Below are 23,415 nucleotides of genomic sequence, written 5' to 3'. Positions count from 1 at the left end.
ACACTAAAATACTAACGATCATTGTAATAGAAACAAAAAGGAGGCAAAACAAATGAAACCATCGGAATTATTATTGAACAGTTTTTTAGGATTGTTATTCCTACTTTGCACTATGGGAGCAGCATTATTTCTCTCATACGGAAGTTTTAAGTATGCTTTGACATGGTTGTACTTAAGTATATTCGCCTGTTCTGTTATTGCGATTACGGTTTATCTTTTTTTGTTTGACAAGCATTTATTGAAAAGCAGGCTTAAAGCCGGACCTGTGAGTGAAACAAGGGTAACACAAAAAATAATTCAATCCATCGCCGGACTATTATTCTTAGGAATTTTTGTGTTATCAGCACTCGACTATCAAAACAAATGGTCGAATGTTCCAATACAACTTTCTTATACCAGCGATTTGGTTTGTGCCCTTGCATTTATTTTCTTATTCTTTGTTTTCAAGCAGAATACATTTTTGAGCGCAACGATCGAAGTACAGGAAAAACAAAAAGTAGTTTCGACAGGATTGTATGGAATTGTACGACATCCAATGTATACAGGTGCTTTAGCTTTATTATCGTTCACACCAACAGCCCTGGGTTCTTATTATGGTTTGCTGCCTGTTTTGATTATTGCTTTCGTGATTGCTTACCGAACGATTGATGAAGAAAACGAATTGAAACAAAATTTGGTTGGGTATAAAGCATATTGTGAAAAAGTGAAATATCGTCTTATCCCCTTACTGTTTTGACGACCGATTAGTTACAAAAAACAACGTGGTAAATAATCACCTGATGATCACACGTCGAAAATTAAAATTCTGTTCATAAACTTAATTTCCAGATTCAATGAAAGTTAAAAGAAATAATATCCTATTTTTGGAACCACGAAGGTTAATGATTCTCCTTTTTCTATCCATTCATATAACCTCCTTCTGCCAATCCCAGTCTGATTCAACTTTTATTCAGGAAATAATTCATCTTGAACTCAAAGAAAGAGATAAAAGGATGAAAAAAGCATACCCGATATTTGAAATATCTGCTTTTTCTGAAAGAACGACAAGAACCGATACTGTATACACTCAATATAACTTCGGCAGGGAAATCAATTGGTTAACATTTGGGATAACATCTAAATATGGATATTTCACAACCGATAAAATGATTGACTCATGTTTATACATACATTCACCGTTATTTAATAAGAACAATGATACATTCATTATTAAATATGAAGTCCGGTTTAAGAATTTAACTTCCTATTTTATTGTAGATTATTACAGAAAAAAAAGAGGAAAATGGAATTTTGTAAAAACATCGAAATCCTTTTCATTCTAACCATTGTCTGAAAACGGGAAAGGCGCCCGTCTGTTACCCCAAACTTCTTCTCTTCCAGAATACGTTCGAAGATTGCTTCTCTATTTGATAGTAATACGCCTGGTGATTCTTGTAATGTGACCATATTTTTTCCATTTGTTCACGAAACAATTCCTGAAATACCACTTCATGTTGTTTCTTTTCAGTGGTAATAAAGTTAACCTCTTTCAGCAGAGCTGTCAATTGCATGGCTGTTGCCATTGCCTTAAACGAACCCTGGGAGGAAAGTGGGTCAAAACACATCGCTGCATCGCCGACGGCACACCATCCGTTACCACAAAATTGTTCCAAACGGGCAGTGTTCGCGGCCTTGGTTCCCAAAAATTGAAACGAGTCCGGATCAACATTCCCGATTCGTTCGTTGAATGTGCGATTTGCGTGAATAAATGCTCTAAATTGCTCTGCTTTTCCTGTCAGGTTTTTATGGATTAAATCCGCATCCGTGTAGTACGATAGTTGTAATTTAGCTGAATTCAACGGGCACACAAACCACCAGCCGTTTTCATCGGAAAAGTTTTTACACAACTGATTTGCCGTTGGATTGTTGACAACAGCACTGATGCAAATTAATTTGTCTTCAATGATGCGTTTTATACCTATTTTCCGGGCTGCTACAGCGGATCTGCCAGAAGCGTCAATAATGAACTTTGCCTTGTACCACTGAATGGTTTCATCGTTCAGCTTGATTGCGACATTCCAGTAACCATGCGCATAATCGAGTGTATGAACCGTTCCTTTTAACAAGGGAGCAGAAAATCGCTCCGTGTGATTCCGCAATTCATCTAAAAAATCCGTTTTATTCAGAATCCAGTTTTCCCCCTCGGGATTGCGCAATGCATCTGTATAAACCGGCGCGTTTGCTCCCCAGTATGAAACCGAACCATCAGACAATCGGTATGTTTGCTGACAACGTTCCGTCAGCAGCCAGTCCCGGAGATTCAATTCGTTAAAAATCCGTTTGCCGGATGCGATTAACGTTTCTGCCAGGTAACAGTCCGTATCCGTTACTTTTTCAACTAACGCAATGTTAAAGTCACGATGCAGGGACATAGCGGAAACACATCCCGCCATGCCTGCACCAATGATCAGTATATCCTTTTCGACAAACTTCCCGTTGTTCATTATTGTTTGTGCTGCGTTTGTCTTCTAAACTGCTCATGAATGGTAATCACTTCTGTTCCGGGTTTAAGGATTGCTTTCTTATAATTCTCATCAGCCTCTGCGATGATCCTTTTCAGACCTTCCTGCAATTGCGTTTGCACCATTGCTTCCGATCTGGATTTTTGCACACCGGATAGTAGCTTAACACCACTTGATTTTTCAATCTTTGCAATGGATGCTATACTCTTACTGAGGAATTTCTCCGTCCGCTCTTTAAATTCCAACAGAAAATCAATGGTGTTTCCGATTTTATTGAAATCATCCTTAAAGATCGGCTTCAAAATGGCATACAAATCATCTTTCGTCAGCCAGGTAGGTTGATGAAGCAACTCATAAATAACATTCACCAAATGCTGCAACGTTTTCGGAAATGCGATCTGAATTTTATCCGTAATTCTTTCAACACCCTCTACTTCTCTTTGCAGCACTACACCTACTCTGTCGTAATGGCTAACCATGCTATTGATCACCTCCCGGTAATCCGTAAAACGTGTCGGTTCGCCGGGTAAATCCGCAAGCCATTCTTTTCTGTAGTTGAATAATGCCAGCTTTTCCTTCATACCCAGCTCAGGAGATTCCAACTGAATCGCATCGCTCAACGCCAGAATATTGTTCGGTACTCTTGCCGGCCAGAACGTCGGTACATAAGGATCATAATTTAAGTCATACCCATCCCGACAGCTGGAAGTGTCTGTTTGCCAGGGAATCGCCATCCAACGGGTAAGTCCACCAGCTACCTGCCCGCCAAAAGGATTGACATCCGCATCCGGTAACGTGTAATTAATCGTAGCGCCGTAATTCAAATACTTGCTCAAATCCTCGTCATTATCCATAAAGCTTTTTGTGGATTCATGTTTCATTCGAAACGCATCCATGTACATATTCGGATTCCGGATCGGCCACGTTATTTCACACCCCGGGTGAAACGCATCTGCCAGACAGTAATCCAATGCGGCTCTGGTTAATAAATCAGGTTGTTCGCCTACCGGATATTCATCAATGTTTTTCCATTTATCCTGTACCGCCTCTTCCTTCGCAGCATGAAACGGGCACCCTTCTATTCCCGGTTTCTTTAGATCATTGATAAATTTTCCTTCCATCCATTGCTTTAAAAACCGCAATTGCAGTCCAGTCAGGGTTGAATGTTGGGTATTTGTATTTTCTTGTGGTATTTCGACGCCATCTCCGTACAACCACGGCCATAGTGCAGGTGACTGAGAAGCCGGCAGGTCTATTTTTCTGAATTGGTTATAGAGAATTCTTCTGAATTCCAGATTTCCCTGAGAAGCATCGCTGATTTTATGCATCCATTCAGGCGAATTAAAATTAAACGGTCCCAATGCACCAAAATAATCTGAAAACCCTTTATTGACCCATTGTAAATCCGTCATGCGTTGAAAAATCGGTAAAATATCCTCTTTCAATGATGGAAGTTCGGGTATCGGCAACAGTTTATTGGTAACCGCCAAATCACGCATTAAATCCCACATCGTACGAACGGATTTTTGCATCGGTGCATAATCCGGGGGGCCGCAAATTACCCATGCAGGCTTCACCTGGATATCCTTTCCATTCAATTGTACTTTGGCACGAACCGGACCGTCAGATGTATCATCATACCAGCCATCGTTATTTGCAAAGGTGATCGCCATATCTCCATTGATATTTTCGGCCTTTCCCTTACCACCTAATACAATTAAACGACTTGAAGTATCTTCCAAAAATAGCTCTCCTAAATAAATATCGCTCTTCGTCAGGAAGTTTCCTTTAAATACCTTCTTTTCCTGTGCCTTTGTATTTTTAATGATTTGCCTTCCTCCGTCAATTATTAACGATTTCCGATCGTTGATTTTTAAATTGCGGGGATTACAGGCAGGATAATTTTTAGCATCGGGAATATCCAACGCTATATTGAATTCATACCAGGCAGCTTTTTGATTCGCTAAATGTACCGACCATTCGATCTTCGCATTTTTATCCATTGTCAACTCTTTGACCACCTTTCCCTTTGCATTTAACCCGTAAATTCTAAACTGGGCCGCCTGACGCTTCAACCTTCCGAATTGATCCCTGTAATTATCCAGGTTATTGTCAGGATTTGGTTCAGGTACCAACGGTCCCATATAAAACTCATCACTGTTTCCTACTCTCATAACGCCGATGGAAGGATAAATCGCCGCTGTTACAATTTCGGTGTCCAATGGACTCTCTTCGGAGCCTTGTTTATACTGTTCCGGAAGGTGATCACTTTCCTGGTAGATCCATCCATTGGCACTGTAGCGCGTTTTGGCACTGTATTCATATACGCTCTTTCTCGCTGTCGCAATGCTTCCTAAAGGCGAATGCTCTTCCGGTACACGCCAAATGTTAAAGCTCAACTGATCGCCGAATTCCGGTTGTCCTTTTGAACAAATATCCTGTTCCACCAATTCAATTGTTGCTGCCTCAACCCATTCAATCGGGTTCCATTTTTCCTGTAATTGATTGACTTTATCTTGAGCATCTTTCGTCGTTTGTACTCCTAATTCAAGTTTGAACGAATATCGCTTGTTTAGTAACCGTTGCTGCAAGTCATTAGCCAGGTAATTTTTGTCTTCAACCGGATACGATTTCTCGACTTCACAAGGCGTCAGTCTGTATTTAACAATGTAGTCATTCCCCAACTTAAAAGGCACAACAGACCAATAGGTCGTCGTCAAGCAACTCCCTTCAGGACGAGCCATTTCATCAATCAGTTCCTTTACTCTTTTATGCTCATCGAAGTAGGTATCCACATTGCCTAAAATAAGTGCCGCTGTTTCAAAATCTGCCATTTCCTCCGCTGTATTTACAAAGAATCGGTCAAAATTCTGGAAAATGAAATCTACATTCGGTCCTTCAAAGTTTGGATTGGGAAACCGGTCTGTCAGTACTTTAATCCCGACACCGACTGTCGAATTCAAATCATTTTTCGTGGGTGCTGTATCGGATGAAAATCGGAGTACACAAGGGAAGTGTTCACCCGGGGAATTGAATAATCCGATTTTGTACTTCGCACGCAAATCCGGGTTGATTGTAAACATTCCGAAGACAACTCCGTGTTGTTTCCGAAATACTGCTCTCGGAGCTTTCCCGGGATTTTGGTTAATTAATTTTTTTTGATGTAAATCGACAAAAAGTGTTCTTAACCGATCAATCGCTAATTTGTCATCTGGTGATTCATTCATAACTGTTAGTTGTTAGTTTTCCCCTACTCTTTTTTCGCTTTTCAGGATACGCGTTTTGATTACTGATTGTACTTTTGGATTGTTGTTGTCTACGTTACATTTATTCTAAACTGAAGTGTGTGCCAGTTTGCTTGCGTAACATATGAATGAACTGTTTACTCATAATAGTAGTTGCTTACGTTCCAATTGCGTACGGATGTTTACAAAGTAAACGGAATCTTTTTACTTTAAATAGGGTATTTATACCTGATTTTACTTGATTTCAGGATGAAATCGGGAAGAATAACGACAAATTACCGTCAATGCTGTGTCCTGATCGCAGATTTTTTACCAATGAATGTTCTTTTCCGGAAAAGCTGGAAAGACAGGCAGCCCCATTTAAGTTTAAAAAAATTGATTTTGGTGGAATTAATAAGTAAATTAACCCAGCTAAAAATTTGTTATATTCGTCAATAAATCCATTGGACGCTATTGTAAGACCAACCATCATAAATGGAACATTCGATAAAAATAGGGAATCACTACTATGATGTTAACTGTGTACATTTCTCACTTGAATGGGAACAAGATACTGGCTATATGCGTGAACTATCCTGTCTGAGTCGGTTTCCTAATTTAAAATCGGTTAGTTTTGCATGTTCAAATCTGAACGATGAAGGAGTCGCTCATGTATCCGATTGCCGTGAAATTGAAAATTTGAACTTGCAAGAAACTGAAATCACGAATGAAGGCATAACCTATTTAAAGAAATTAAAAAAGCTAAAGTACCTGAGATTAAAAGAAAATTACCAGCTCACGAACGCGTGCATTTCGGCATTGATAGCAGTAGAACAATTAGAGGATTTACAAATTCACGGAACCTCCGTTACAGAGGAAGGTTTGAGTAAATTGGTGGTACTGAAGAATCTGAAAGACCTTACGATTGATGTCCGGGAAAATAATTACACATTTGAAGGACTGTTAAAAATCTCCAAAGAAATTCCGGATTGTCACATCTTAGCAAAAGGTGACGGTATGTTTTACAAGGGTGAATTTAATGGTGAGTGGGGACATCCGATCAATCGTTAAAAAATCGACACATGAAAGTAAATTTTGAAAAGTTAATCGACACGAAACATATGTTAGAATGGTTTTCTGACGAACCGTTTGAGGAAATAACCGCTACCATTGAAGCAATGTTTATCAAACAAGCCCCCGATACTAAAATGCTTCGTTTTGAGGTAACAAGTTCTCCTCAATGGCTTACCGGAGGCAGAAAATCTGAACATACTGACAAAATGATTCTACTACGAAGCGGTTTAGCTGTTACGTGTAATTTCACACTTCAGAATAACGATGATATCTATGATCTTACAGGTGTTTTTACGTGGGTGGGGACAAATTTAGATAGTGATCCCAGAACGAAAATCTGGATGGATTTAGACGGAACGTTAGAGGAATTCGGGCAGGAAGGGCTGCTGAAAGAGCGTATTTATGCGTTAGACGTATAAAAAAATGGCTGAAAATCCTGCTACTATTTTTTTACATTCTATCTCCTTGTTCATTTCCGAACGTTTCGTGTGCTTCCTTCATCGGTTAGTCCCGGTACTTTATTAATTTAACACGCTAAAAATAATTGATTTATATTGCCATTAGCAATGTCTCAGGATGACCTGTATCCATACCGCTCAACTCAAAAATCAGTCCAATAATCTTATATTAACGCTATTCTATCTGAAAAGGATACTTTCTTAATAGAAGAATCCCGTGCGCAGAACGACTTTATTCCGATTGGCTATAATGTAAAAATTAATATTCGACAGGATTCTCCGAAAAACTTAAGATTATCTTATTCATGGCTTTAAGCTCTGAAAACACCTTTGGTCATACCTTGCACTCAGGTTTCGAAGCCCCTATTATTATTTAACAAATAAATACCTATCATGAAAACAAAAAACAATGTAATCAAACAAGTATTTGCCACAAGTGCTATTGCACTAATGGGATTTGTCTCTAATGGGCAATTAGTGGAGACAATGGGATCCGCAGGAAGTGGAACGCAAACGATCAGCGCACGGGAGGCAGCTGGACATTTCGATTTGACAGCACTCACGTATACCGGTACCGCGGACATGAGAACAACCACGCCGTCTACCGGTTATGCCGGTGCTTCCGGTGGGTATAACACGCTCGTCCAAGCGCAGGAGTATTTTGAAATCCAGGGAATTAATGCCGCCAGCTGTTCCAGCAGAGATTCCATTCATTTCGGAATACATAAAAACACCAATGCTGCTACCGGAATTGATTATTTGGTAGTAGAATTCAGTGACGATAACGGTGCTTCGTGGAGCCCGATGTCTTATGCCGGCTTACCAACCGGATCGGGTACTTCAAAGTGGTATTTACGATCAGCTGCACTACCAACAGCAGCTCATGTGTCCAATTTGCGCATTCGTTTCAGAAACACATTAGTAGGAACATCCACATCAAATCCACACTACCGCATTGATGACATTTCAATGACGTGTGGTTCGACAACAGCGTGTGGAGAGCCGACTGCAGCTGTTGCAGTTTCAGGTGAAACAGTTGTATGTGCAGGTTCAACAATGCCGCAATTGACAGCAACAACAGATATTGTTGACCCGTATTTCCAATGGTATGACCAGGAGGGAATCATCTCCGGGGCTGACTTAAATGTATATTCACCGGCAACTTCGGGAACTTATTATGTCATTGTAAGCAGTGAAGATGGATGTGAAGCAACAACAGAAAAAGTATACGTGCACGTTTATCCGCAAATTGAATATTGTCCGGTTACACTGGACGGATGTAAAGGAGATCTTGTTCAGGCATGTGCTAAAGTGAAGGCACAGGACTTACTGTTTTCTCAATATGTGGAAGGAAGCGGATTCAATAAGTACCTGGAGATTTTCAACGGTACATGTGAAGATGTTGATTTGAGCAAATATGCAGTGTATACATACCATAACGGTGCTTCAGGTACTCCGACATACACAATTCCATTGACAGGAACAATCCTTGCAGGTGATGTGTTTGTAATCGCTCATCCATCTGCCACTGCGTGGACCGGTACACCGGATTTATATTCTGACAAATTGCAGTTTAACGGAGACGATGCAGTAGTCTTGTTTAATTCAGGATCGGGAAATGCAATTGATATCTTTGGATCCGTAGGAAACGATCCGGGCTCTTCCTGGAGAGATGCTGATACGACAAGTGCAACTTTTGATTGGTCTACAGAAAACAAAACATTGATCCGAAAGGCATGTGTCTATGCAGGAATCACCGCTAACCCGGATTTGGCAGGAATCAATGGATTTCCTACATTGACAACAGAATGGGAGGCACTTGCAATTGACGAGGTTGCGGATTTGGGAATGCATACCTTCGGAGCTTCATCGTACAGCTATAGTGTGGCTTCCGGTGACGCATCAATTTCAAGTCTTTCAGGTGATTGTGCAGAAATCGCTGTCGGATCGGAAAACTCGGTAATTAACGTTACAGGAACGTTCTGCTTATTCAACGGATGTGAAGCAATTCCGGGGCAAATTGTTGTAAATACATGTGCTCCTCAACCAGCACAAAGAAGTACACGAACAGCCGTTGCAGGAATGGAAGAGTCAACAGTTGAATTGTATCCTAACCCGACAACAGGGGCTGTTGCACTGACAGTAAATACAACGTCCGACGAGAAAGTTGCAGTGGTTGTGTATGACCTTTCAGGAAAAGCACATCTGACACTTCAAAACGGTCTTTTGGCAAAAGGAACACACCACCTGCAAGCTGATTTATCAACTCTTGCGGCCGGAACGTACATCGTTCATATTACTTCTGCCTCTGAAAATAAAACACTGCGTATTGTCAAAGCAGAAAAATAATACCCATAAAATTTAACATATGAAAGAGTCTTCAGAAATGGAGACTCTTTTAATCATTTATTCAAAAATAACACTCATGAAACAGCAATTATTCAAGTATCTGATTTTCTTTGTTTGCTCTTACGCAACGAGTGAGGCAAACGCACAAACCCTTTTCAATCCAACGGCATATTCAGACTGGCAGTCCACTCCAACACATCTGTTTTCTACCACTCCTGCCGCTCCGGGAACTACTTTTTCACAATTTTTATTTGGATCAGGAAACCAATTTTCAACTGCTTCAGACGGAATCATCTGCGGTAAGTGGAATAGTACATCGGCAGCGGCGGCAATTACAGACAATCGTTATTTTACCTTCTCTGTAACAAGCAATAGCACCACTGCTGCTCAAATTGACAGTCTCTCATTCATTCTATATAAATCAAGTACATCTGCGCCGGATTCATGCATTCTTCAATACCAATCATCCGCGACCGGAGATGCATTTGTTCCGATTAATTCCACCGTATATGTATTGTCATTTGCGGCTCAAACCAATGTACCTGTTTTGATGATCCCTTCTTCACCTATTCTTGTTCCGGCAAGCGACAGTGTTGTTTTTCGACTGGTTGCCTGGAATGCCACTAACACGTTAGCAAAATTGAAAATTGTAAATGGTACGCAAGTATTTGGGAGTTCAACGCCTGCCATTTCTAATTCCATTTCAGCCGCTACAATAGAAAGTACTGATCCGATGTGCATTTCCGCTGTTCAGGGAGACAGCATAGAAGTCTCATTCAATGCTTCCGGAACATTTAATACCGGAAATACCTATTCTTTACAACTATCAGATGCCTCCGGAAGTTTTTCTGCTCCGTTGACGATCGGTACAATAAACAGTTCGTCAAATACCGGTACGATCACCGGGTTCATCCCGGCAGGTACCGCGAGCGCGGATTACCAATTGCGCATTGCATCAACTGATCCTGTTGTAAATGGTGAGGAAACAACTCAGGTTACAGTGCATCCCGGCATTACAATCGATGGGACTGTTACGCAGCCAACCTGCCCGAATGGTGCAGGAGGAATCTCATTGATCGTAAATGGTGGTTCCGGAACGCTTCAATACAATTGGTCGAACGGAGACATCACCCAAAATGTAACAAATGTAAATGCCGGGAATTATTCTATCACCGTAACAGATGCGATCACGTGTTCAGCAGAACAGGAATTCATTATTCAATCCATACAAGATTTTAGTGTTACTGACCTCATCGTTCCGGTAAGCTGCCATTCAGGAACTGACGGATCAATTCAAGTGGCAATAACCGGTGGTACTACCCCTTACTCCATCTCCTGGGACGGAAACGGAATCAGCCAAACAGGGACGTCAGCTGCTGATCTTTCTGCAGGAACGTACACCGTTACCGTTTTAGATGAAAATAATTGCCTGTATACAAATACATATACCGTTTCTGAGCCGGACGCCATGACTGTTTCTACGGCCCTTGTTCATGCTGCGTGCCCAGGTTGCAACGGAAGCATTGAACTGCATGTAACAGGAGGGACAGCACCCTACTCCTATGTATGGAACACAGGTTCAGACGATCAGGTACTTGTCGATCTTCCGGGAGAATATTGCGTAGAAATTCTGGATGGCAATGCATGTCAATCAGATAGTTGTTTTACAATCGTATCCACGTTAGGAATCGGAGATAAAACGGATGGTACTACACCACTTATTTTTCCGAATCCTGCAACTGATCTGGTGCAGATCGTTTTTTCGGCAGGTGATCAAGGGCTGAAAAAAGAAGTGCGGATCTTTAACGCGGTAGGTGAATTAATCTTCGAGAAAACAATTAACCCTGAGACAGAAAAGCTGAACATCAATGTCCGGTCATGGGCGCAGGGTACTTATACGTATCAGCTCATTACTGAAAAAGGAACGATTGAAAGTGATCGAATTACAGTAATGCATTAATTACACTTCAATGACGTAAAAAGACGGGGCTATAAAACTTAATTTATGGCCCTTCTTCGTGTCAGAACAAATAGCACAAAAGGGATGAAGAATTTGATAGAATGAATTCGAAATCAAAAAGCGTTGTTATCAATAAAAATTAATCCGTATTTTTAGTTGCACCAGAAATAACATAACAGATGCTGACAAACATACATCCCAAATTACCAATGCAGGACAAGGCTACAACAACAGATTTCTATTTGAATAAATTGGGTTTTCAAAATTTTGGAAGTGTTGACTTCGATGGGTACTTAATGGTGGAGAAGGATAACATTCAAATTCATTTTTTTGAGTTTAAGGAGCTTGACACAAGAACAAACTATGGACAGGTGTATATCCGGGCAAATGACATTGATCGTTTGTATCAATCATTGCTGGACAACGATGTAACCATTCATCCAAACGGAGCTTTGCAGATAAAACCATGGGGACAAAAGGAATTTTCTGTGCTCGATCCGGACAACAACTTATTGACTTTCGGGCAGAGTATTTAAGCAATTACATCCGTGGTATATCTTGTAGATGAACACATGAAAAAATGGTTAGAGAGAACGACGACTTTATTCCTTCTGTTTTTCCCTTCTTATATCAAACAAAATTCGGTAACATACATCCGGAAAATATCATCGTCCATTGCGGTTCCGGAGGAACAGCTTGTCACACCTTGTTGGCATTGGCATATGCGAAAATGGAGTTGCCGAAGTTATGCATCAGCTCCTGGAGTGAATAGAGCAGAAACAATAAAGAAATTGAACGAACGGTTGAATGTTCCAAGGAGTTTTATTCCGATTGGAAGTACTCTGATGAATAATCTCTTCCTCTTTCTAAGTCACTTATAATCAAAATTCTTGTATATTTACCCCGAAATGAAGTATCAGAAGCAACTCCCTATTTCTTATCTGCTTTTTACGAAAAGAGGGAGAATTAATCGTCGTACTTATTGGTTAATATCTGTTTTTATCTGGACTACTTTTTATACACTATATAATTTACTGGAATATCGAATAGCTGAATCGGCAGTCTGGATTTTGTATCCTTTGCTATATTGGTCTTTATTCTGCACAGCAAATAAACGTCTACACGATGTGGGAATGTCAGGTTATTGGCTCTTGCTTATTCTTATTCCTGTCTTAGGTCCTCTACTATTGTTTTTGATTTTAGGATTCAAAAGAGGAACAAAGAAGGAGAATAAATTTGGTCCATCCTCTTCTCTGGCTGTCGATTACTATAAAAATCCGAGTCCGGAAACAATTAAACATTTAAAAACAGGTGAAAAGATTGTCAATGATGTATCTCGTTTAAATCCTGTATTAGTGTCAAAAGTTGTTGTTCCGAATTCGATAACAGAAATACAGGAAATTATTCGAAATGCACCTTCTCATATCTCAGTTGGTGGGGGTCGTTTTAGTATGGGAGGGCATACGGCAAGCTCTTATGGGATTCATATTGACATGCAGAAAATGAATCGTGTACTTGACTTTTCACCGGAAGAGAAAGTGATTAAAGTAGAAGCAGGAATTCGATGGTGCGACATTCAAAAACACATTGATCCATATAATTTAAGCGTTAAAGTTATGCAATCCTATGCAAACTTTACAGTTGGTGGTTCAGTCAGTGTAAATTGCCATGGAAGATACATGGGTTATGGTTCACTGGTAATGACTGTCCGTTCATTGGATATTGTAATGGCAAATGGTGAATTATTAACGGTATCACGATTCGTAAACAATGAATTATTTGAAGCTGTTATTGGTTGTTACAATGCCATAGCAATTATTATAGCAGTCGAGTTAGAACTAACAGAAAATGAATTATTGGAACGGAAGTGGAAACTCATGCGTGCAGATCAATATGTAGATTTCTTCAAGCAAAACATCCGAAATAATCGTCAGGTTATTTTACAAAACGGTGATTTATATCCTCCTGATTTTTCCCGAATCCGTGTCGTTTCCTGGGAAAAAACGAAAAAGAAAGTTACCCGAAAAGAACGCTTAATTGCATTACATGCCAACTATCCGATAGAGCGTTTCTTTATCAGTTCCTTCAGCAAAAGTAAATTTTCGAAATGGAGAAGGCAATTTGTCATTGATCCGATACTTTATAGTCGCAAAAAAATTCATTGGAGAAATTATGAAGCAGGTTATGACGTAGCAGAGCTCGAACCGGCTTCCCGTGAATACAGTTCTTATATTCTGCAGGAGTATTTTGTTCCGGTTGATAAATTTCAGGTTTTCTCCACAAAAATGGCCGAAGTGTTTAAGCGTTACAACGTCAATGTGATTAATGTTTCTATCAGACATGCCGTTCAAAATCAGGAATCACTACTTAGTTGGAGTGATCAGGAAGTCTTTGCGTTTGTCATCTGGTATAAACAAAGTACAAATGAAAAAGCTAAAAATACGGTAGGAATCTGGACAAGAGAATTAATTGATGCTGTATTAAGTTGTCATGGAACTTATTATTTGCCTTATCAACTTCATGCAACAGAAAGACAATTTCACCAAGCCTATCCCCGTGCTAAAAAGTTGTTTCGTTTAAAGCAACAAGTTGATCCGAATTATAAATTCAGAAATTCCCTTTGGGAAAAATACTATCATCCAACTGTCACTTATGAATAAATCCGAATTCAAATCTGTTTTCTCCGATACGCTTTGGAGCGATAATTTTTATAAATTCCTACAGGGAATCTTTCATTTATATCCGGAAGATAAATTTCACCACCTGATAGCCGATAAGTCGAATCAGTTTCACACAGATAAAGAGATTTATGAAGCGGTCCAGAAAGAGCTAAAAAGTATTACTCCTTTTCTTGCACCACTAACATATGCCTTACCTGCGCTTAAAAAGCAAAAAAAGGAAATGGCTACCCAGGTAATGCAGATTCTGAATAATCGCCAGGAAATAAATGGGTATTTGGAAATCGGATCTACAGGTAGGTACATCAGTAGATTAAAAAAACACATCCGTGTATATACTCCTGTTTTTCTAATGAATGATATTGCTCCGAATAATGGGCTTGCAGATATTATGGAACGTGGGAAAATCGGGAAAATCGGCACTTTTCTTCCGTTGGATTACGCTCCTATTTCACATCAAATAACAGATAATAGCCTTGACATTGTAACATGTCATATAGGCCTGCACCATTGTCCGACAGAACTACTCCCTTCTTTTGTTCAGTCAATCAACCGTGTTTTGAAACCGGGCGGGCTCTTTATTATGAGAGATCACGATGTGACTTCAGAGGAAATGTCCGTTTTTACCTCATTGGTACATACGGTATTTAATCTGGGACTGGGTGAATCCTGGTCAAAAAATGAACAGGAATACCGTTCTTTCAAATCAGTAGAAGAATGGGTGAAAATTGTTGAAGAGTATGGATTTAAAGATCTTGGATTTCGCATTTTACAAACAAATGATCCATCATTAAACACTTTACTCGCATTTGAAAAAATATAAGACTTATGCGTCGCTTGTTATTGTTTACATTCATTTCTTCTTTACTTGCATTGATAACATTTTTCATGCAGAAACCGAATACATATGTAAGTGCAGAAGGCGTTTTAATTCCTAAAGAATGGACTGCCGGTAATAAACATGCACAAACTCCCTCGAAGTATCAAAGACGAGTAGATCAAGCTATTTTAAGTATTCCGGAGTGGTATTTAGTATTCAGTCCGAAAGAGCAGGCAGCCTATACCGCACATACAACAGCAACAACCTTTCCCTATATGAGACAAAATGCTCAGATTTGGGATATACACAAGATCATCAAAGTATATACAGATACTAATGAAACAAACTATCGCTATAATGGTGAGTATCAACTAATGATTTATGTAATCAATTTTAGTTCTTCGGCTGAATATATCACCAAAGGATGGTATGAGCGAACCGTTGGTAAGTTAACCGATACAAAAACTGTTGAAACAGATGAAGATCGTTTTGCATCTCGTTATATGAGTGATTATGTTGCATTTATTAACGATAACTTTTGGTATGAATTTGATTTCAAGAATCGCCTGAAGCAGCTTTGGACTGAAACCTCATTTTTTGACAATCATTTTTTGAGAAAGATTGAACGGAAATATTATCTGACATCTGAATTGCTGGTTAAATGGGGATACGGGAAATTGATCAAAATGGGAGCTGAAACAATTCACGGACCAGATGATACATACACAACCGTTTTGGTAGATTCTTTTCCAACAAAATCCAATAACAACTATCCTATTCTTGAAACAAATAATGAACGTACTCTTCTTCAGTTGAATCGTTATGCCCGCTTTAATGGTGAAATAAATCAACTCGCTCAAGACGGGTTATCATTTAAAGAAATAGCAGGAAATAATGCTGCTATTTTCGTTTCCCTTAAATTACCTTCAAACAAGTTTTTTTCAACTGTTTATACTGAAAATATATTCTCTCAGCCAATACCTTCTGAACCGGGTAGAAAACGTGTCGTCCTGGCCGTGTTAGTAAAAGACCTGCACAAATTACTCATTCAGGTAAAGGAAGACCAGTATGATGTGGAACATGTGTTCGATTATTAATAGCGTATGGTCTATTAATGTTCGACAACCTTATCCTATGCCTTTTGTAATTTTTTATGTTACTTACAGCAGTTTTCGGCATTAAATAGAAAATGAATCTATGAAAAGATTTATCATCACTGCTGTATTATTTCCATTGTTCGGATTGACACAAGTGGAAGATACTACTTGTATCTATGCCCGTTGGATCGGGTTAAGGCCCGGTAATATAAATTCAGCTATTTTTTGTTTAGACCCAAACCTCCCGATAGAGAAAGATTTTATATTCTATGTAAAAAAAATAGTAGACGCTGGTAAAATCAATATCTATTCTGAAAAACAATTAGAAGACGGTAGTTTCGAATGGTCATATATTGACTATCAGGAAGCAGTATTAAAAGCAAAAACAGATACTCAGAATAAGAACAATTGGTTTCCGTATTTTTCTATGTTAGGCGCTGATCAGGATAATCCTATTGTGGATGAATTCGGGGATCCGATAATAGAAACGGACGCAACTGGAGGATTACATTTTGTTTACCCGGAAAGAGAGGTATATCCTTTAAAAACTTCGGATATACATCAAATTGTTATTAAGGAAATTAAAAACAGTAATAAACAAACAGATGAACCTGATTTTATACCATCTGATATTGGCTTTTTTATGTCAGAACAAGAAGGTGCAAGACCCCGTGAAGTATTTTGGATTAATATTGAAGAACTTAAAAATAATATTACAGCAGAAGAGTATTATCCGTGGTTATCTTCTATAAACAATTTGAATTATAAAGGAACGTTGCTTCGACAGGTAACATGTGAGTATATGAACACAAATTATTCTGAATCCGAACATCCTATTGTATTACAGGTTAGTGATTCATGCACTTGTTCAATAACTATCGACATGATAAGGACCCACGCTAATTATGTTCTTAAAATTCCAGGGAATTGTGAAAAAGGAATAAACGTTTATTTTGATATGGGGGGTACACAAACAAGCATCAATATAACAGAATTGATGAATGATTCCGAAAAATCTTATGAAAGGTTTTCAATAGCAAACAAAGGTGATCTGAAGTACGCGACATTTTACTATACAGGTCCTTTTCAGGTACATTATCGTGCTTGTCACATTTATAAAGAATTCAGAATTAACATCCGATAATTAACATCCGGTTTCATTGTGAAGACTATAAGTATCCTCAAATAAAACTCATAAAAACGTATCCCTACCCCTTCACCTTATACTTATTCTTCCACTCTTTCGACTTCGTTGTCATGATGTCAATCAAATCTTCCGAACGGTCTTTTTGTGTTTCTGTCAGCTCTGAATTAAAATCGTATTTTGCCTGCTTCAGTTGTACTTGTTTGTCTTTCTTCTTGATGATCTCTTTTAAATAACCATGCGTCTGGCTATGTGCTTTTGCTATTTGTGCGTTAAAATTCCGGCTATTTAAAATCAATTGATTCACCGCCCGGATTTGTTCTTCCAACAATGCCGCCAGGTACTCCTCATATTGAGCAGGGTATTTCAACTGATTGGCCGTTTCCATCGCTTTCAGTTCCGTTTTGGCTGACCGCGTGTGCAACTCAATTTTTTTCACGGCATCAAACAGCGCTTTGTCAAACAATTCCAATTCCATGGAATCGGTAAGGATGATTGTAGCAAGGTTACTTTCAACCGTAATCAACGAATCCACTTTGGCAATCACGAAACTTGTCGAGTAATTATTGTTGGGAATAAAATTTTGATTGGCTTTGTACAGATAATCCAGGTACTGCAGACTGTTCACATAACGATTCAGGGACGAATTGCTCCGCAGCGTTGTCAACTGTTCTTTTCCTTGATCAATCATCACCTGTTGCACCCGGATTGAATCGATCCATTTTTGAATCACGTGAAGATCCAGGTTGTCCGGTTTTTTATAGTTCATCACACCCGGATAATCAGCTCTGACTTTCGCGTACATGGATTCCAGTTTTCCCTGCTGATCGTCCAGTTTGCCTGAATTTGTATTCAGAACGGAACCAAACTTTTCAGATTTGCGTTCCAGCTGACTCATCGCCTTTTCATTTACCTTATCCCGTTCTTTCGAAGTTTTGAAGTCAGCACTATCAAATTCCTTATTCTTTTTGTACAAAACTTTCTGGAATTTTTTATCCAATGAAATATACTTCATCAACGTGTCATTCAGGGAAGAAAGCGCTTTGTATTTCGACGGGTCGATTTCATAACGACTTCCCCGCGCAAGTTTTTGCAGGTCCTTGCGGGTAATCAGTTCGAGGAAATTAAAGTAATACAATGCCTTAACGGAAGGATTTTTAGGGTTGAATTTATGTCCTTCCTCACCTAAAACCAACAATTTCTGAAGGTAATCCAATTCCTGGTATTCAATCAACGCCAATTTGTTATCCAATGAGTCTGCGCCTTTGCTTTCAATGATTGCAACGATGACAGAATCCTCATTGGAAAATTCCTCAATGGAAATCGGATTATTCCGGAGCTGCCAGATGGGATTGGTTGGCAAGTGGGACAATAAAAATGTATCCGGGTGAATCAAAAAGAACTCCTTTTTAGGGTCACGCACAAATCCGTGTTTTTCCGTGTACGGTGGCTTTTTGTCGTACGCTTCCTTCCGTTTCGCTTCTTTTGCTTCCCGCTTTTTTGTAACTTTTTCAGCAGTTTTCTCATCTTTAAATGCCTTCTCTTTGTAAGTTTTCGGCTTGTATGGCTTGATCGGAATACGGCCAACATATCCTGCATCCCACGTCGGATCTGCCAAATACCATTCTTCTTCTATCTCAATGGCGATCCAGGCATGTCCCTCCTGAAAAAGTGTATCACCAGGCTGCCAGTGTGCATTGTGGGTATACCCCGGAATTGTTTCGGATTTGATCCCGATTGCACCCAGCATGGCATACATCAGTTCGGCATAATCGGTACAGATTCCCTTTTTGGATTTCAATATTTTTTCCGGGTTGGTTCCCACGAATGTTTTATGTGATGTCAGTTTATCGTAATCGTAGTTAATGTTTCCCGTGATCCATTCATAAATGCGTTCTACCTTATCAAAGGGGTCTGTTTCTCCTTTGGTCAGATATGTAGCTAAATCCGGTATGGATTTCTGGATTTTTTTCGGAATCTCCGGTTGTTTGTTTTGTGCGTATGAAAGTGTCGTGAAACTAAATGCGAAAATAAGTAGATGGATACCTATCCGGGTCATAATTGATGTGTTTTTTAGATGATGTATGTATTTGAGCGGTGCAAAAATAGGAATCTAATCGTAATAACTGCCCATTCATTGTTATTATTTTAACAAACTGTGTGGTTTTACTGAAATAATTGTTGTTGGAGATCCTGTTTAGTTGAAAGCAAAGCCTCCAACTCTATCCCTTTTTAACATCCCTTTAATTATTTAACTATACCCTTTTAGCGGTATAGGATATCCCTTAAGAATGTTGTAATTTCGCGCCGATTATTTAGACTAAATTCAAATTGGCTTAGTTGAACAATTGGAAATGATTCAAAAAATTAGATACATTCTTGCAGTAGTTTTAATGCTGATTTCAGGTGCATCGTGCTTTGCTCAGCAAGGGACACTAAAAGGAGATGTTCAGTTCAAAAATGGAGAAGTTGCAGTTGCAGTTGCCATTCAGTTAGTCGGTACGGAGTTTCGTGCCATGACAGATGCAAACGGTCGCTTTCAACTCACCAACATTCCTTTCGGAGAGTACACCATTCAACTCAGCTCCATCGAAATAGAAAAAACCGCATTCTCGCAAACCATTCATAAAGAAGAAGAAACCATATCCATCATCGTTAACACATCCGATAAGTTGCTCGGTGAAACCATTGTCTACGGGAAAACAGAAGTGCGGGAAGTACGCGACAAAGGGTTTGCGGTTTCGGTCATTGAACCCCGGAACTTAGAGTTACAATCCATTCAAACCAATGATCTACTTGATCGAACAGCAGGTGTCCGTGTACGGCAGTCTGGTGGATTGGGATCGGAGGTCAATTACAACCTCAACGGACTTTCGGGAAATTCAGTCAAAGTGTTCATCGACGGGATTCCGATCCACAATTACGGTCCTTCGTTTTCCATCAACAGCATTCCACCTGCTATGATCGACCGCATTGAGATTTTTAAAGGTGTTGTACCCGTTCACTTGTCTGATGACGCCCTGGGTGGAGCCATCAACATTATTTTGAAAAAGAAAATGACCAATAATTTCGCGGTTTCATATTCCTACGGATCGTTCAATACGCATCAATCTGATTTCAGAGGCAATTACCGCAACGAAAAGTCGGGTTTTACAGTGAATGGAGGCGGATTCATCAATTATTCGGATAACAATTACAAGGTGTGGGGTGACAATGTGAATGTGCAGCTGGCACCTGGAGCGGCAAACACTCCGGTTGTCGCCAAACGTTTTCACGACCGCTACCGCTCACAGGGTGTAAAAATGGATCTTGGATTTACAAACGTGAAATGGGCGGATCGCTTGATGATCGGCGGTATGTTTTCCAACATGGATCGACAGATTCAGCACGGGCAATCAATGAAAGTGGTCTATGGAAACCGGCACATGAAATCTCATTCTATAATGGGAAATCTCGAATTCGTAAAGAGAAGTATCTTCAAAAAACTGGATGTCAGCACCTTTGCTTCTGTCTCCCGGTTGGATCGCACGACGGTGGATACCATTCCCACGCATTACAGCTGGTTGGGAAGGGAAACCTATTATTACAATGGGACACAACCCGATGTGTGGGTACTCGGTGGCGGAGAAGCAGGGAGAAAATCACTGTTAAACGACATTGACCTGAACATCAATTCACGCACCAACCTGGTGTATCACATCAATGAAAACAACACACTGACGTTCAACCACCTGTTGAACACCTTTGAGCGCAAGTCCGACGATCCGATGATTCCGGCTGCTGAAAATGCCATGCGTGAACAACGTTCGTTTATGAAGAACATCCTGGGATTGTCTTATGAGAATGTGGCATTCAAACAGAAATTGCGGACAACCGTTTTCGGAAAAGGGTACTTCATGGAACGCAACGCATCTTTGCGCACGAAAACAGGAAATGGCCCCAACCAGATTGTCAATTTGAAGGAAACGAATATGACCACGCAGAATTACAGTTTCGGGGGAGCGATTTCCTTTAAAATTATTCGCCAGTTGATGGTCATGACTTCTGCGGAGCGGGCAGTGCGTTTACCGGAAGCCAATGAAATTTTCGGAATTGTTGCGGAAAACATCATTGCCAACCCGGAATTGAAACCTGAACGAAGCGACAATTTCAATTTTGGAATCGAATTCAATCCCGATTTACCGAAACACAACGTTATTTTCCGACCGAATATCTTTATCCGCAATACCAATGATCTCATTTTACGATACAATCAAGGGGGATATGATCAAAACCTGGTGAGCGGCAACATCGGGAAAGTGTTTACGAAAGGGGTCGATGCGGAACTCTTGTATTCCTTTAAACGATGGTTGATGGTTGCTGTGAACGGTTCCATTTTTGATGCGCAAATTCACAACACGACTCTGGATCCGGTTTCCGGTGAACCCGTCCTGACCAATAAAAGCAGGTTGCCGAATACCCCTTATTTCACCATCAATTCCAATTTCCGGATCGAACGGCCAAGTTTGTTTGCAAAAGGAGATTTGTTTATTTTCCATTACAATTTCCTGTACGTTCATGAATTTTTGAGAAGAGGAACAGGGTTGGGCGGTGCCGGTCAGACATTCATTCCGACGCAAATGACACACGATACCGGAGTTGCTTATACCTTCCCGAAGGTACGGTTTACCGTCAGCTTTGATGTCAGGAATCTTTTTAACGCCCAATTGTTCGACAATTTCGCGCTGCAAAAACCCGGAAGAGGGTGCTATGTAAAATTAACGTATTCAATCTTTTAATAAGTAACAACTAAAATAAGCAATAACATGACAAAAGTTTTTTCAACATTTACGAAAATTACGTTGATTCTCGGAGTTACGTTAACTTCTTGTAAAAAAGACAAAGAAGAAGAAGTTGTGATGCCGGAATCAGCATACAGACCTTATCACATTGTAATGGGACAAGGATCTACAGGAGAATCATTGACATTCAGCCAGGGAATTACGGTTGAACAGATGCGGGATGCAAATCATACGATCACCTTCAATAATTTCGGATTTGAAATTCCTTCTGTCAGAACGGCACGGATGTATACGTCAACGGATGGTAAAACTTTGTACAACCTGAACTTCGGTGGTGGTGAAGTGGCAAAATACCGGTACGACGGTGGTCAAAAATACACGCAGTTATTGAGTACTTCCGTACAAGCAGCAATCGGAACGGCCAATCCGCGTTGGACAAAAATTGATGACAATAATGCCCTTCTGCATCACGTAGTTGTGGAACACAGTTATACAACGGATTCGGTTTACCAGACAACCACTTCAACCATCAAATTGGCGGTGGTAAACCTGTCAACAATGAGCCTGGGAACTGTTCGTTCATTTCCTGTGAACATGGATGCGGACGGCGGATTCATTTTCCGTATTGATGCGCCTGTTTTGCAAAACGGAAAATTGATTTACGGATGCGGAAAACAAAAAATGAATACAACAACCAATACTGCAGCTGCGTACACCGGAACAGATGCGATGTCGCTGGTTGTTGATTTCCCGTCGTTGGAAAATGAACACATCATTCGCACAAATGCAGGCGGGGCAAAAGGAAATACAAACGGTTACCGTACCCCGGTTGCACATCAAATGGACAACGGGGATGTGTACCAGGTTTCTACATCAAAAGGAATGAGCGTATTGAAAATCACCAACAATACATACGATGCTTCATACGTATTCAAACTGGATGATGTATTGGGTCACGCCTGCCAGACAAATGGTTGGTTTTACGTTGGTAACGGAATCGGTTATGCACCTGTTTTGAATGCCGATGCAGGCGCTTCTTCATCTGCTAACTGGGACATTGTTCGCATCGATCTCAACAGCAGAACAGCAACAAAAATGAACCTGGGTCAGTCGTTCTGGTTGCAACAATACCAATGGGCTTCTGTAATTGAAGGTAAGTTGTACATGGCGATTACTCCGCTTGGAGGAGAAGGGAGAATCTACATCTTCGACCCGCAAAACGCGACTCCGGATGGATTTACAACGGGGGCCAAACTACAAACAGGTACAGATGCATTCTATTTAGGAATTTTTTAAGATCAGTGAATTTTATAAAAACCCTGCGACAGA

16 protein-coding genes are annotated in these 23,415 nt (G+C 40.0%); 13 read left to right on the top strand and 3 right to left on the bottom strand.

Annotation, left to right across the window (positions count from 1 at the left end):
* The first annotated feature begins 52 nt into the window (after nt 1–52).
* Nucleotides 53–736, top strand: a complete 684-nt coding sequence (locus tag H9Y05_RS07795; protein WP_216713961.1) for a methyltransferase family protein — start codon at nt 53–55, stop codon at nt 734–736.
* 619 nt (nt 737–1,355) lie between these two features.
* Here H9Y05_RS07795 and H9Y05_RS07790 read toward each other — a convergent pair.
* Together H9Y05_RS07790 and H9Y05_RS07785 are read right to left on the bottom strand one after the other, a co-directional pair.
* Nucleotides 1,356–2,483 carry an NAD(P)/FAD-dependent oxidoreductase gene (locus H9Y05_RS07790; protein ID WP_216713960.1) on the bottom strand — a complete coding sequence of 376 codons (1,128 nt, stop codon included), beginning with the start codon at nt 2,481–2,483 and terminating at the stop codon, nt 1,356–1,358.
* Nucleotides 2,483–5,728: a LodA/GoxA family CTQ-dependent oxidase gene (locus H9Y05_RS07785; RefSeq protein ID WP_216713959.1), complete on the bottom strand. Its 3,246-nt coding sequence runs from the start codon at nt 5,726–5,728 to the stop codon at nt 2,483–2,485. The genes H9Y05_RS07790 and H9Y05_RS07785 overlap by 1 nt, the downstream gene beginning before the upstream one ends.
* Before the next feature lie 492 nt (nt 5,729–6,220).
* Between H9Y05_RS07785 and H9Y05_RS07780 the strand changes: the two genes are divergently transcribed.
* The 10 genes from H9Y05_RS07780 (at nt 6,221) to H9Y05_RS07735 (ending at nt 17,305) form a co-directional block, all read left to right on the top strand.
* Complete coding sequence (locus H9Y05_RS07780; protein WP_216713958.1) at nt 6,221–6,796, top strand: hypothetical protein; 576 nt, start codon at nt 6,221–6,223, stop codon at nt 6,794–6,796.
* Nucleotides 6,797–6,807: 11 nt separating this feature from the next.
* Nucleotides 6,808–7,218, top strand: coding sequence for a hypothetical protein (locus H9Y05_RS07775; protein WP_163489764.1), 411 nt, complete (start codon nt 6,808–6,810; stop codon nt 7,216–7,218).
* A 432-nt stretch (nt 7,219–7,650) separates the two neighbouring features.
* Nucleotides 7,651–9,606 (top strand): T9SS type A sorting domain-containing protein, encoded by a 1,956-nt coding sequence (locus H9Y05_RS07770; RefSeq protein WP_216713957.1) that lies wholly within the window; start codon nt 7,651–7,653, stop codon nt 9,604–9,606.
* 76 nt (nt 9,607–9,682) lie between these two features.
* Complete coding sequence (locus H9Y05_RS07765) at nt 9,683–11,566, top strand: T9SS type A sorting domain-containing protein (protein ID WP_216713956.1); 1,884 nt, start codon at nt 9,683–9,685, stop codon at nt 11,564–11,566.
* Nucleotides 11,567–11,745: 179 nt separating this feature from the next.
* The gene (locus H9Y05_RS07760; protein WP_216713955.1) at nt 11,746–12,102 is read left to right on the top strand and encodes a bleomycin resistance protein; all 357 of its coding nucleotides are present in this window, start codon (nt 11,746–11,748) and stop codon (nt 12,100–12,102) included.
* A gap of 44 nt (nt 12,103–12,146) precedes the next feature.
* Nucleotides 12,147–12,338, top strand: coding sequence for a hypothetical protein (locus H9Y05_RS16590; protein WP_394366342.1), 192 nt, complete (start codon nt 12,147–12,149; stop codon nt 12,336–12,338).
* Between the two features lie 136 nt (nt 12,339–12,474).
* Nucleotides 12,475–14,226, top strand: a complete 1,752-nt coding sequence (locus tag H9Y05_RS07750) for an FAD-binding protein (protein ID WP_216713954.1) — start codon at nt 12,475–12,477, stop codon at nt 14,224–14,226.
* Complete coding sequence (locus H9Y05_RS07745) at nt 14,219–15,067, top strand: methyltransferase domain-containing protein (protein ID WP_216713953.1); 849 nt, start codon at nt 14,219–14,221, stop codon at nt 15,065–15,067. Before H9Y05_RS07750 ends, H9Y05_RS07745 begins: the two co-directional genes overlap by 8 nt.
* A 65-nt stretch (nt 15,068–15,132) precedes the next feature.
* Nucleotides 15,133–16,161, top strand: coding sequence for a hypothetical protein (locus H9Y05_RS07740; protein ID WP_216713952.1), 1,029 nt, complete (start codon nt 15,133–15,135; stop codon nt 16,159–16,161).
* Nucleotides 16,162–16,261: 100 nt separating this feature from the next.
* Nucleotides 16,262–17,305, top strand: a complete 1,044-nt coding sequence (locus tag H9Y05_RS07735) for a hypothetical protein (protein WP_216713951.1) — start codon at nt 16,262–16,264, stop codon at nt 17,303–17,305.
* Between the two features lie 64 nt (nt 17,306–17,369).
* Here H9Y05_RS07735 and H9Y05_RS07730 read toward each other — a convergent pair whose 3' ends face one another.
* Nucleotides 17,370–19,364, bottom strand: a complete 1,995-nt coding sequence (locus H9Y05_RS07730; RefSeq protein WP_216713950.1) for a transglutaminase domain-containing protein — start codon at nt 19,362–19,364, stop codon at nt 17,370–17,372.
* A 295-nt stretch (nt 19,365–19,659) separates the two neighbouring features.
* On the opposite strand from H9Y05_RS07730, the gene H9Y05_RS07725 reads away from it, so the two are divergent.
* Entirely contained in the window at nt 19,660–22,083 is a 2,424-nt protein-coding gene (locus H9Y05_RS07725; RefSeq protein ID WP_216713949.1) for a TonB-dependent receptor, read from the top strand.
* 27 nt (nt 22,084–22,110) lie between these two features.
* Nucleotides 22,111–23,382 carry a hypothetical protein gene (locus tag H9Y05_RS07720; protein ID WP_216713948.1) on the top strand — a complete coding sequence of 424 codons (1,272 nt, stop codon included), beginning with the start codon at nt 22,111–22,113 and terminating at the stop codon, nt 23,380–23,382.
* Nucleotides 23,383–23,415: the final 33 nt, after the last annotated feature.

This window comes from Taishania pollutisoli (genome assembly GCF_014518315.1).
Lineage (GTDB): Bacteria > Bacteroidota > Bacteroidia > Flavobacteriales_D > Crocinitomicaceae > Taishania > Taishania pollutisoli.
The sequence above is the reverse complement of the archived record's forward strand: the minus strand, read 5'-3'. Positions and strand labels throughout refer to the sequence as shown.

What these genes read in the sequence shown, in the direction of transcription:
- H9Y05_RS07720 (WP_216713948.1), top strand. Translation starts at nt 22,111, where the DNA reads ATGACAAAAGTTTTTTCAACATTTACGAAAATTACGTTGATTCTCGGA.
- H9Y05_RS16590 (WP_394366342.1), top strand. Translation starts at nt 12,147, where the DNA reads ATGGTTAGAGAGAACGACGACTTTATTCCTTCTGTTTTTCCCTTCTTA.
- H9Y05_RS07790 (WP_216713960.1), bottom strand. Translation starts at nt 2,483, where the DNA reads ATGAACAACGGGAAGTTTGTCGAAAAGGATATACTGATCATTGGTGCA.
- H9Y05_RS07750 (WP_216713954.1), top strand. Translation starts at nt 12,475, where the DNA reads ATGAAGTATCAGAAGCAACTCCCTATTTCTTATCTGCTTTTTACGAAA.
- H9Y05_RS07745 (WP_216713953.1), top strand. Translation starts at nt 14,219, where the DNA reads ATGAATAAATCCGAATTCAAATCTGTTTTCTCCGATACGCTTTGGAGC.
- H9Y05_RS07735 (WP_216713951.1), top strand. Translation starts at nt 16,262, where the DNA reads ATGAAAAGATTTATCATCACTGCTGTATTATTTCCATTGTTCGGATTG.
- H9Y05_RS07775 (WP_163489764.1), top strand. Translation starts at nt 6,808, where the DNA reads ATGAAAGTAAATTTTGAAAAGTTAATCGACACGAAACATATGTTAGAA.
- H9Y05_RS07760 (WP_216713955.1), top strand. Translation starts at nt 11,746, where the DNA reads ATGCTGACAAACATACATCCCAAATTACCAATGCAGGACAAGGCTACA.
- H9Y05_RS07730 (WP_216713950.1), bottom strand. Translation starts at nt 19,364, where the DNA reads ATGACCCGGATAGGTATCCATCTACTTATTTTCGCATTTAGTTTCACG.
- H9Y05_RS07765 (WP_216713956.1), top strand. Translation starts at nt 9,683, where the DNA reads ATGAAACAGCAATTATTCAAGTATCTGATTTTCTTTGTTTGCTCTTAC.
- H9Y05_RS07770 (WP_216713957.1), top strand. Translation starts at nt 7,651, where the DNA reads ATGAAAACAAAAAACAATGTAATCAAACAAGTATTTGCCACAAGTGCT.
- H9Y05_RS07795 (WP_216713961.1), top strand. Translation starts at nt 53, where the DNA reads ATGAAACCATCGGAATTATTATTGAACAGTTTTTTAGGATTGTTATTC.
- H9Y05_RS07780 (WP_216713958.1), top strand. Translation starts at nt 6,221, where the DNA reads ATGGAACATTCGATAAAAATAGGGAATCACTACTATGATGTTAACTGT.
- H9Y05_RS07785 (WP_216713959.1), bottom strand. Translation starts at nt 5,728, where the DNA reads ATGAATGAATCACCAGATGACAAATTAGCGATTGATCGGTTAAGAACA.
- H9Y05_RS07725 (WP_216713949.1), top strand. Translation starts at nt 19,660, where the DNA reads ATGATTCAAAAAATTAGATACATTCTTGCAGTAGTTTTAATGCTGATT.
- H9Y05_RS07740 (WP_216713952.1), top strand. Translation starts at nt 15,133, where the DNA reads ATGCAGAAACCGAATACATATGTAAGTGCAGAAGGCGTTTTAATTCCT.